The organism is Micromonospora fluostatini (assembly GCF_050410825.1).
Lineage (GTDB): Bacteria > Actinomycetota > Actinomycetes > Mycobacteriales > Micromonosporaceae > Micromonospora > Micromonospora rosaria.
Map to the genome: position 1 here is coordinate 7,321,040 of NZ_CP191251.1, position 10,663 is coordinate 7,331,702.

Annotated in this window: 9 protein-coding genes and 2 tRNA genes; 7 read left to right on the plus strand and 4 right to left on the minus strand. The window is 71.9% G+C overall.

Annotation, left to right across the window (positions count from 1 at the left end; genetic code table 11):
* Positions 1-267: 267 nt before the first annotated feature.
* Both ACQUFX_RS32735 and ACQUFX_RS32740 read right to left on the minus strand, forming a co-directional pair.
* On the minus strand, positions 268-3,093 hold the full coding sequence (locus tag ACQUFX_RS32735) for an Hsp70 family protein (protein ID WP_428963974.1): 2,826 nt from the start codon (positions 3,091-3,093) through the stop codon (positions 268-270).
* Positions 3,094-3,498: 405 nt separating this feature from the next.
* Positions 3,499-3,738, minus strand: a complete 240-nt coding sequence (locus ACQUFX_RS32740) for a hypothetical protein (RefSeq protein ID WP_428963975.1) — start codon at positions 3,736-3,738, stop codon at positions 3,499-3,501.
* 150 nt (positions 3,739-3,888) lie between these two features.
* Here ACQUFX_RS32740 and ACQUFX_RS32745 point away from each other — a divergent pair, with 150 nt between their 5' ends.
* Positions 3,889-4,095 (plus strand): hypothetical protein, encoded by a 207-nt coding sequence (locus ACQUFX_RS32745; protein WP_428963976.1) that lies wholly within the window; start codon positions 3,889-3,891, stop codon positions 4,093-4,095.
* Positions 4,096-4,109: 14 nt separating this feature from the next.
* Here ACQUFX_RS32745 and ACQUFX_RS32750 read toward each other — a convergent pair.
* Positions 4,110-4,183: transfer RNA gene (locus tag ACQUFX_RS32750), tRNA-Gly, on the minus strand.
* A gap of 270 nt (positions 4,184-4,453) precedes the next feature.
* On the opposite strand from ACQUFX_RS32750, the gene ACQUFX_RS32755 reads away from it, so the two are divergent.
* From ACQUFX_RS32755 to ACQUFX_RS32780, 6 genes are all read left to right on the plus strand, one after another.
* Positions 4,454-4,527: transfer RNA gene (locus tag ACQUFX_RS32755), tRNA-Pro, on the plus strand.
* 156 nt (positions 4,528-4,683) lie between these two features.
* A complete protein-coding gene (gene tig, locus ACQUFX_RS32760; RefSeq protein ID WP_428963977.1) occupies positions 4,684-6,036 on the plus strand; it encodes a trigger factor in 1,353 nt (450 codons plus the stop codon).
* A 171-nt stretch (positions 6,037-6,207) separates the two neighbouring features.
* Complete coding sequence (locus tag ACQUFX_RS32765) at positions 6,208-6,849, plus strand: ATP-dependent Clp protease proteolytic subunit (protein WP_067370109.1); 642 nt, start codon at positions 6,208-6,210, stop codon at positions 6,847-6,849.
* A 14-nt stretch (positions 6,850-6,863) separates the two neighbouring features.
* Positions 6,864-7,526 carry an ATP-dependent Clp protease proteolytic subunit gene (locus ACQUFX_RS32770; protein WP_067370107.1) on the plus strand — a complete coding sequence of 221 codons (663 nt, stop codon included), beginning with the start codon at positions 6,864-6,866 and terminating at the stop codon, positions 7,524-7,526.
* A 212-nt stretch (positions 7,527-7,738) separates the two neighbouring features.
* Positions 7,739-9,034 (plus strand): ATP-dependent Clp protease ATP-binding subunit ClpX, encoded by a 1,296-nt coding sequence (gene clpX / locus ACQUFX_RS32775; RefSeq protein ID WP_067370096.1) that lies wholly within the window; start codon positions 7,739-7,741, stop codon positions 9,032-9,034.
* A gap of 40 nt (positions 9,035-9,074) precedes the next feature.
* A complete protein-coding gene (locus ACQUFX_RS32780; RefSeq protein ID WP_428963978.1) occupies positions 9,075-9,872 on the plus strand; it encodes a carbon-nitrogen hydrolase family protein in 798 nt (265 codons plus the stop codon).
* 122 nt (positions 9,873-9,994) lie between these two features.
* Here the strand turns inward: ACQUFX_RS32780 and ACQUFX_RS32785 are convergent, their stop codons facing one another.
* Positions 9,995-10,216 carry a hypothetical protein gene (locus tag ACQUFX_RS32785; protein WP_428963979.1) on the minus strand — a complete coding sequence of 74 codons (222 nt, stop codon included), beginning with the start codon at positions 10,214-10,216 and terminating at the stop codon, positions 9,995-9,997.
* Positions 10,217-10,663 lie beyond the last annotated feature (447 nt).

Genomic DNA, 10,663 nt, shown 5'->3' on the forward strand with positions numbered 1-10,663 from the left:
CTGGGCCGGCGGACTCCCGCCCGGGGACTTACAGGCCCGGGGACCCACGGCCCCGGTACCCACGGGCGGGCCGGCACGACGCCGGCCGCCCGCAGGTTCCGGTCGCGGTCCACCGCGACCCTGGTCGTCCCCCGTCAGATCGGCGGCTGCATACCCGGCCGACCGCCGTTCATCCACCCCGCGCGGGCGGTTCCTGCACGGCTCGGCGGGACCAGCCCGGGCCGACGGTCAGCCCCCATGAGCGGGCCAGCGGCCCGGGTCGGCGGGTCAGGGGGTGCCGGCGAAGCGGTACAGCACGAAGTCGTTCTCGGCGCCGCAGGCGATGACCGTGGTGTGCCACGCGCAGGACGTCCCCCGGACGTCCTTGACCTCGCCCAGTTCGGTGACCGTGCCCGACTCGGTCCACACGCCGGCGACGCTGCGGTCGCTCTCGACCGTGGTCAGCCCGTTGGCGAAGACCAGCAGGTTGCCCGCGTCCAGCCGGACCGCCACCCCGGGCCGGTCGGCCAGCACCGCGCGTCCCGTCGGGTCGAAGAGCGTCACGGCGCTCTCCGGGGAGGTACGCCCGGCGAGCAGGTGCTCGCCGAACGGCACCAGCGTGGCGGCCTCCGGAGCCGACCAGCGCCGCGTCTGCGCGCCCTCCGTCGCGGCCACCACCTCGGTGCGCGCCCCCTCGTAGCCGGGCACCTCCAGCAGGCACGCCCGGTGCTCGCCGCAGGCCGTCAACGCCGTCGGCCGCCGGTCCTCCCCGGCGGTGTACAGGACAGTCGGCTCGCCCAGCTCCCCCAGGTCGTACGCCTCCAGCCGGTACCCCCGGTCGACGGCGGCCACGTACAGCCGGTCGGCGTGGGCGACGACCAGGTCGTCGTGGTCGGCGACGTTGTCGCGGCGGTCCAGGATCGCCCCGTCGGCCGGGTCGACGATCCGGACCGACCGGTCCGCGCCCACCTGCACCAACCGTTCCTCGTCGCCGTGCCAGGGGTTGCGGGGCAGCCCGTCGGGGAACGCCGGCCCGCCCGTCGCCTCGTCGGTGGTGACCCGGTACACGCTGGTCCGGGTGCTGCCGCCGGAGCCCTGCGGGCTGGCCTGTGACCAGACCTCCCGCCCGTCCTGCGGGTGCAGCCCGACCAGTCGGTGGCCGACCCGGTCGACCAGCACCGCCGTGCTGTCGCCGAGGAACACCTCGTCCTCACCCTGGATCTGCCGGTGCCAGCGCTGCTTCCCGGTCCGGGCGTCGAGCACCACCAGGTCGCGGGGGGTGGAGCTGCCGGGCGCGTCGGCGACGGCGGCGACCACGCCCGGAGCGGCCTCGATCCGCGCCCACCGGTCGGCGGCGTTGGTGGTCTGCTCGCGCCACAGCACGGTGCCGGTCCCGGTGTCGACGGCGACCACCTGGAGCCGGCCACCCGGCACGGGGTGCGCCAGGTAGGCCCGGTCGTCCAGCACGGCGGTGAACATGTCCACCGGCCGTTCCGTGCCGGCGGCGATCCGTGCCACCGTCCGGAGCGGGTGGAACTCCAGGTCGGGATAGCGGTCCCGGGTCAGGTACAGCACCGCCGCGCCGACCACCCCGGCCAGGGCGGCGACCGCCCCCAGGGTGAGCCACCAGCCCCGGCGGCCCCGCGGTCGGGCCGGGCCGGGCCCGACCGGTGCCGGCCCGCCGACGCTGTACCCCGGTGCGGCGCCGTACCCGGGTGGGGCGTGTCCCGGTGCGTCGCCGACGGCGGGGGAGCCGGGTACGCCGTACCCGGGCGGCCAGGCCGGCGGGTGCGCACCGGCCGGCGGGACCGGCGTGCCGGGGCCGGGCGCGGGGTAGGGGGCCGTCGCCGCGAGGCCCGGGTACCCGGCCGGGGGAGCGTCGGGGACGGCCGGGGAGCCCGGGGTGGGGACGGTGGGGGCGGTGGGCGGCGGCCCGACCAGGGCCGGGAGCGGGGCGGCCGGCGTCGGGCCCGGTCGGGGTGCCGGCAGGTCGGTCAGCGCGCCTTCGGCGACCGGCAGTTCCGGCTGCTCCAGCACGGTCGGCGCGACCGCCAGCTCGGCGTGCAGCAGCCGGGCGACCAGCGGGATCCGCGACGACCCGCCGACCAGGAACAGCCCCGCCAGGTCCGCCGGGGCGAGCCCGGCCGCGTCGACCACCTCCCGGGTCACGGCGACCGCCCGGCGCAGCAGCGGGGTGGCGAGCTGTTCCAGGTCGTCCCGGGTCAGTGACACCGCCGTCTCCACGCCGGGCACCGCCACCGGGGCCACCGTGGTCCGGGAGAGCATCTCCTTGGCGCCCCGGACGTGCTCCCAGAGCTGCACCTGGTCGCGCCACTGCGAGGTGGTGTGCGGGTCGGTCAGTCGCGCCCAGACCTCCGGGTGGCTGTCGGCCACCCGCTCGCCCACCAGGGCGACCAGGGCCGCGTCCAAGTCGAGGCCGCCCAGGTCGGCCGCGCCGCCGCAGGAGACGACCGAGAAACCCGAGTCGCCCCACGGGTCGGCACCCTGGTTGCGGACCACGGTCACGTCCAGGGTGCCGCCGCCGAAGTCGAAGACCGCGACGGCCGCCCCCACCGGCACCGGGCGGCGCAGCACCTGGGTGTAGTAGCGGGCCGCCGCGACCGGCTCCCGCAGCAGCCGGGTGCCCGGCGGGACCGGCCCGGACAGGGTGTGCTCGGCGGCCGAGGGCCAGCCGGCCCGCAGCAGCGCCTCCGTCAACACCTGCCTGCGGGCGTCGTCCCAGGTGGCGGGGCAGGTGACCACCGCCGGAGGCAGGAAGCCGACCGCCTCGACCGCCGCGTCGGCCACCGCCCGCAGCAGCGCGGCGAGCAGATCGGCCGGGGCGTACTCGCGGTCGCCGAGGAGCACCGTCGGCTCGTCGACGCGGCGCTTCGGGTTCGGCTCGTACCGGTCCGGGTCGGCCTGGGCCAGCCGGCGGGCGTCCCGGCCGACGTGCAGCCGGCCGGTGGGGTCCGCGTACACCCCGGACGGGACGATCGGTTCCCCCTCGACCAGCAACGGCCGGGTACGCCCGTCGGGGTGCCGCAGCACCGCCACCGTGTTGGACGTGCCGAGGTCGACACCCAGCGCGTACCCGTCCTGCCGGCCTGCCACGTGCCGCCACCTCCAGAGGGATGCCCGGCCCGCATGGTACGCAGCCAGCACCGCCCTGCTGATCAACCGGTCAGCGGCCCGGTCGGCCCGTTCCCCCTGCTGTCCGGTCAGCCGGGCGGTGGTGTCATCCACCTCGTACCGGCGGGCGGCCACCGCGACCGGGTTGGGCGGCAACCCCGACTTGGGTCGGAGCGGTGTGGAGCGGGCGACGGGAATCGAACCCGCACCGTCAGTTTGGCGGAGCGTGCTCTACCGGCCGTGATGCCCGAAACGCCTGCGGCCGGCAGCAGAGCCGAATGCCGCTCGTGCCCGCTCATGACCGCTGTGCGCCACGGTTACTGGCCCGTGGATGGGGCCCGTCACGGCCACCGGCTTGCACGCGTCCCTGGGACAGCGGGCCACCCGTCATTCCGAGTCATCGACCCAATCCATGCTGGGGTCCTCTTCGTCGGGCGAGGTTGCGATCACCTGGTCCCATGCGTTGACGATGGCTGCGGCCTGCCGCTCGCTACAGGCCAAGCCACTGAGCAGGACGTTGTTCTGATAGTCGATGATCTCGAAGCGCCATCGACCGAGTTCAGGCCGGTGTTCCAGCGTTGTCCAGAAGTGGCTGGAAAGATCGTTGGGGAACACCTCGTCCGCCACGTGCCGCTCCTCTGCCGCAAAGCCCATCTCTGTCGAAGATCCCCGCCGGAGGCATCGGCTCCGGTCCTTGCGCACTCTGCAAGACCTGCGCCACACCGGTAACACCCTCGCTGCCGCCTCCGGGCCAGCACGCGGGAACTGATACACCGGATGGGCCACGCGAGCATGCGCGCCGCGCTGATCTACGAGCATGCGACCAACGAACGGGGCCGCGAGATCGCCTCGGCAATGGACCAGCGGATCGCCCGTCATGCCGGACGTAAGGGCGAGCAGAACAGCCAATGGCCCACGGATGGCCCGCAGGATCGAAGCGGGGGAGAGGCCGACCGGCCCGGGATCGGAGGAAAACGCCTCTGACCTCAGCCGGTGTGTGGAGCGGGCGACGGGAATCGAACCCGCACCGTCAGTTTGGAAGACTGAAGCTCTGCCATTGAGCTACGCCCGCGTACGCCCCGCGGTGCGGGACGCGCCGACAGCCTACCCGGTCGCCGGGTCGATCGCGCAGCCAGATTCGCCCGCCGGGTGGTGACCGCGCCGCCGGGCGGACCGGGACGGCCGGCGCGGGGCCGGGCCCGGCGGTCGGCCCGGTTCGCCGTACCCCTGATGGTGGGGCCCTGGTGGGACGGCGGTGGAGGGCGGGGCGCGGCGGTCCGGGGGTGTGATGACCGCCCCGGGGCCCCGGGCGGGCGCGGACGACATAGACTGCACGTCGCCACGGGGTGTGGCGCAGCTTGGTAGCGCACTCGCTTTGGGAGCGAGGGGCCGTGGGTTCAAATCCCGCCACCCCGACTGTCGTCCGCGGGCCGTCTCCGGGCGGTCCCGCCGGGCGCTGCCGGAGCGTCGGGCCGGCTCGCCTACACTCGATGGGCCGCATCATGTCGTCGCGCCCGGTCGCCGCCGGCGCGACGCCCAGACCCAACCGAGATCCGTTCAAGGAGTACGCCTGTGAAGAGCACCGTCGAGACTCTGAGCCCGACGCGCGTTCGGCTCGCCATCGAGGTGCCGTTCGTCGAGCTCGAGCCGAGCCTCAAGAAGGCGTACCGGGAGATCGGCCAGCAGGTCCAGGTGCCCGGCTTCCGCCGGGGCAAGGTGCCGTCCGCCGTGATCGACCAGCGGGTGGGCCGGGGCACCGTGCTCAACGAGGCGGTGCAGGAGGCCATCCCGCAGAACATCCTCGCCGCGGTCCGGGAGCACGACCTGAAGACCCTGGGTCGCCCCGAGGTGGAGATCACCGAGTTCACCGACGGCGACTCGCTGAACTTCACCGCCGAGGTGGACGTCCGCCCCGAGCTGACCCTGCCCGACCTGTCCACCGTCGAGGTGACCGTCGACGAGCTCCAGATCGACGAGAGCGAGATCGACGAGCAGGTGAAGAACCTGCGCGAGCGGTTCGCCACCCTGAAGACCGTCGAGCGGGCCGCCGCCGAGGGCGACTACGTGCAGATCGACCTGAACGCCACCGTCGACGGCGCGGACGTGCCGGGCGGCTCGGCCAGCAACATCTCGCACGAGGTGGGCAGCAAGCAGCTCCTGCCGGGCCTGGACGAGGCCGTGGTCGGCCTCGCCGCCGGTGACTCGACCACCTTCACCACCCAGCTCGTCGGCGGGGAGCTCGCCGGCCGGGACGCCGAGGTGGCGGTGACCGTCCGCACGGTCAAGGAGAAGGAGCTGCCCGAGCTGAACGACGAGTTCGCGCAGCTCGCCAGCGAGTTCGACACCATCGAGGAGCTGCGGGCCGACCTGCGGGAGAAGGTCACCAAGGGCAAGCGGGTCGAGCAGATCTACGCCGCCCGGGACAAGGCCCTGGAGCAGCTTGTCGAGGCCGCCGAGGTGCCGGCCCCCGAGGGGGTCGTCGGCGAGGAGGTCACCAGCCGCAAGCAGGCCATGGTCGACCAGCTCGAGCGGATCGGCGCGTCGATGGAGGAGTACCTCGCCGCCGAGGAGAAGACCGAGGAGCAGATCGACGAGGAGCTGCGCGAGGCGGCGACCCAGGGCGTCAAGATCCAGCTCCTGCTGGACACCCTGGCCGACGCCGAGGACGTCCAGGTCTCCGACGACGAGTTCGGCCACGAGATCGTGCACCGCGCCCAGCGCGCCGGGATGGCCCCGCAGCAGTACTACGACCAGCTCGTCCGCTCCGGGGCGGCCGGCGCCGTCTTCGGTGACGTCCGGCGGGGCAAGGCCCTGGCCTCGGTGATGGAGCGGATCAAGATCAAGGACGCGGCCGGCAACGAGGTCACCCTGGACGCCCTGCGCGCCGAGGGTGAGCAGGCGCACGACCACGACCACGAGCACTGATCGTCGGGTGCGGCCGCCGTCCGTCGCTCGCGGCGTTCGGCGGCCGAAACCCTTTCCGGGTACGCCGCGCGGCGCGCGTGCGCTGATAGCGAACAGTGCCCCGACCGGGACGCTGCCACCCGGCCGAGCGGTTAGTGTCGGGTAGGACGGTACGGAGAGCGAAGGGCTGCCATGACCGACATGCACATCCCAACGAAGCCGCTCCGGGCGATCGAGGCCCGTGGTGGCGACAACATTGGCAACCTCGACGACTCGGTGTACAACCGGTTGCTCAAGGAGCGGATCGTCTTCCTGGGCAGCGAGGTGACCGACCAGGTCGCCAACCGCATCTGCGCCCAGCTCCTGCTGCTCGCGGCGGAGGACCCGGAGCGCGACATCAACCTCTGGATCAACTCGCCGGGTGGCTCGGTCTACTCCGGCATGGCGATCTACGACACCATGCAGTTCATCGACAACGACGTGTCGACCGTGGCGATGGGCATGGCGGCCTCCATGGGCCAGCTCCTGCTCTGCGCGGGCACGAAGGGCAAGCGGTACGCACTGCCGCACGCGCGGATCATGATGCACCAGCCCTCCGGCGGCATGGGCGGCACCGCCTCCGACATCGCCATCCAGGCCGAGCAGATGCTCTACACGAAGCGGATGTTCCAGGAGCGGGTGGCGTTCCACACCGGTCAGACCCAGCCCCAGATCGAGGCGGACTCGGACCGGGACCGTTGGTTCACCGCCCAGGAGGCCAAGGACTACGGCTTCATCGACAAGGTGATCACCGGAGCCGCGCAGGTTCCGGAAGGCGCCGGGACCCTGAGCTGACCGAGGAGCTGACGATGACCGACCTGAGCCTGCCGCCCCAGTTCGCGGCCGTGCACAACCGCTACGTCCTGCCGTCGTTCGTCGAGCGCACGTCGTACGGGGTCAAGGAGTCCAACCCGTACAACAAGCTCTTCGAGGACCGGATCATCTTCCTCGGCGTCCAGGTCGACGACGCGTCGGCCAACGACGTGATGGCGCAGTTGCTGACGCTGGAGGGCACCGACCCGGACCGCGACATCATCATGTACATCAACTCGCCCGGCGGCTCCTTCACCGCCATGACGGCGATCTACGACACCATGCAGTACGTCCGGCCGGACATCTCCACGGTCTGCCTGGGCCAGGCGGCCAGCGCGGCGGCGGTGCTGCTCGCGGCCGGCACCCCGGGCAAGCGGATGGCCCTGCCGAACTCGCGGATCATCATCCACCAGCCGGCCACCGAGGGCGGCTACGGGCAGGGCTCGGACATCGAGATCCAGGCCCGGGAGATCCTGCGGATGCGGACCCAGCTCGAGGAGATGCTGAGCAAGCACTGCAACCGCCCGGTCGACCTGGTCCGCAAGGACATCGACCGTGACAAGATCATGACGGCGGAGGAGTCCCGCGAGTACGGGCTGGTCGACACCATCCTGACCAGCCGCAAGAAGGGCCTGCTGGCGGCGAACGCGGCCAGCTGAACGGTTTCGGGTCAGAGGTCGGCTCCGGGGCATCGGTCCCGGCCGACCTCTGACACACCCGTTTTGGGGGTCGGAGAAACCTCCACCAGCGGGTAACGTCGGGTCCGAACGGCTTCGCCGGGTCGGCCCGGCGGGGTCAGCCAGAGACGGACGGGCCGCGGGCCCGCAGGTCAGGGCCGGTGCTCCGGCCGATGAGTGCAGGGAGAACGTAGGTGGCACGGATCGGTGACGGCGGCGACCTACTCAAGTGCTCCTTCTGCGGCAAATCGCAGAAGCAGGTCAAGAAGCTCATCGCGGGCCCCGGGGTCTACATCTGCGACGAGTGCATCGATCTCTGTAACGAGATCATCGAGGAGGAGCTGGCCGAGTCCGGCGAGGTGAAGTGGGAAGAGCTTCCCAAGCCGATGGAGATCTGCCAGTTCCTCGACAACTACGTCGTCGGGCAGGACCAGGCCAAGAAGGCGCTCGCCGTCGCGGTCTACAACCACTACAAGCGGATCCAGGCCGAGTCGGCCGGCGCCCCGGGCCAGGGCCACGAGGGCGTCGAGGTCGCGAAGTCGAACATCCTGCTGATCGGGCCGACGGGGTGCGGCAAGACCCACCTCGCGCAGACCCTCGCCCGGATGCTCAACGTCCCGTTCGCCATCGCCGACGCCACCGCGCTCACCGAGGCCGGGTACGTCGGTGAGGACGTGGAGAACATCCTCCTGAAGCTGATCCAGGCCGCCGACTACGACATCAAGCGGGCCGAGACCGGCATCATCTACATCGACGAGGTCGACAAGATCGCCCGCAAGTCGGAGAACCCGTCGATCACCCGGGACGTCTCCGGCGAGGGGGTCCAGCAGGCCCTGTTGAAGATCCTGGAAGGCACCGTGGCGAACGTCCCGCCGCAGGGCGGACGGAAGCACCCGCACCAGGAGTTCATCCAGATCGACACCACCAACGTGCTGTTCATCTGCGGTGGCGCCTTCGCCGGGCTGGACCAGATCATCGAGTCGCGGACAGGCAAGGGCGGCACCGGCTTCGGCGCCCGCCTCCGGGCGGTCTCCGACCGGTCGACCGACGACATCTTCGGTCAGGTGATGCCGGAGGACATGCTCAAGTTCGGGCTGATCCCCGAGTTCATCGGCCGGCTCCCGGTGATCACCAACGTGCGCAGCCTGGACCGGGCCGCCCTGGTGGCGATCCTCACCGAGCCCCGCAACGCGCTCGTCAAGCAGTACCAGCGGCTGCTGGAGCTGGACGGCGTCGAGCTGGAGTTCGAGACCTCGGCGCTGGAGGCGATCGCCGACCAGGCGATGTTGCGCGGCACCGGGGCCCGTGGCCTCCGCGCGATCATGGAAGAGGTCCTGCTCTCCGTGATGTACGAGGTGCCGAGCAACCCCGACGCCGCCCGGGTGCTGATCACCCGCGAGGTGGTCCTGGAGAACGTCAACCCGACGATCGTGCCCCGGGAGTTCACCGGCCGGCGGGCCCGGAGGGAACGCGAGGAGAAGTCGGCCTGAGGCTGTTCGGCACCCGGTTCCCGGCCGTACCCTGGCTCCCATGCGTGTCGCCGTCTGCCAGCTCAACGCCCGCGACGACCGGGCGGCGAACCTCGCCGCCGCGGCGAGCCTGCTGACCCGGGCCGCCGACGCCGGCGCGGACCTGGCGGTCCTGCCGGAGTACGTCGACTACCTCGGGCCGGCGGCGGGGCTGCCGACGCCCGAGCCCGTCGACGGCGAGGTCGGCACGTTCTTCGCCGAGGTCGCCCGGCGGCTGGGCATCTGGGTGGTGGCCGGCTCCTTCCACGAGACCGGTCCCGATCCCGCCCGCACCTACAACACCTCGCTGGTCTTCGACCGCTCCGGCACCCTCGCCGCCAGCTACCGCAAGATCCACCTGTACGACGTGGAGATCCCCGGCCGGGTCTCGTACCTGGAGTCGGCGACGGTGGCGGCGGGGGACCAGCCGGTGGTGGTCACCGTCGAGGGCCTCCGGGTGGGGCTGTCGATCTGTTACGACCTGCGCTTCCCCGAGCTGTACCGACAGTTGGCGACCGACGGTGGCGCCCAGCTCCTGGTGGTGCCGGCGGCCTTCATGATGCACACCGGGCGGGACCACTGGGAGGTGCTGCTCCGGGCGCGGGCGATCGAGAACCAGTGTTTCGTGGCGGCGGCCGGACAGACCGGCGACCACGAGCCCGGCCGCACCTGCTTCGGGCGCAGCATGGTCGTCGACCCGTGGGGGACGGTGCTGGGGCAGGTTCCCGACGGGGTGGGGCTGAGCGTGGTCGACCTGGACCTCGACCGGCTGGACCGGATCCGCACCGAGCTGCCCAGCCTGGCCAACCGCCGGCTCTGACCGTCCGTCGGTCGCCGGCCCCTCCGCCGCCGACACCGGTGTCCCGTCGCGGGCGTGGCTGGTCCGCCGCCCCGCCGACCCTGGTGCCGGTCAACCTCCGAGCCGGCCGACCCTGGTGCCGGTCAGCCTTGGAGCAGGACGCCGACCACGGCGAAACAGGCGATGGCCCCGGCGGTGACCAGCAGGGCGGTGGTCATCCGGGACGGTCCCCGTCGGGCCAGCCGGCCGATCGACACCAGCACGGCGACGAGCACGAACGCCCCGATGACCACCTGCCAGAAGGGCAGGAGCAGACCGAGGACCGCCTCCTCGGCGAGGACCGGCGACCGGCTCACGTCATCCATGCCAGACACTGTGGCACGTCCGGGCCCTCCGTAGGCGGTCCAGCCGTGGGTGTGATCCATCCGGGGACGACAGCCGGCCGAACAGTCCAGTGACGATCGTTGATTTGCCTTCCGGAGGCCGTACGCGTAACTTTCTCTCTGCAAGCGGGAGGCCGGGGCAAACCGGCCGAAAGCAGGCGCCAGGATCGTGGCGGAGACGCCGAGCGGGACTGGATCGGGCGGTGCGAGACACTCCGAAACATGGGGTTGCGAACGCGAAGCCGACCGAGTAGAGTGTCAAAGCCGGCAGGAGCCGGGCGGGTCGCCGCGAGACGGTGATCGGCCGGTCTGCCGACTTCCCACGAAGAAACGACCGCCGGATACGGCGTGCGTCAATCGTGGATCGAGCCAGCGGATCTGACAGCTTCAGTGCGAAGTTGACGGTGAAATTCGGTTCGGATAAGTTTG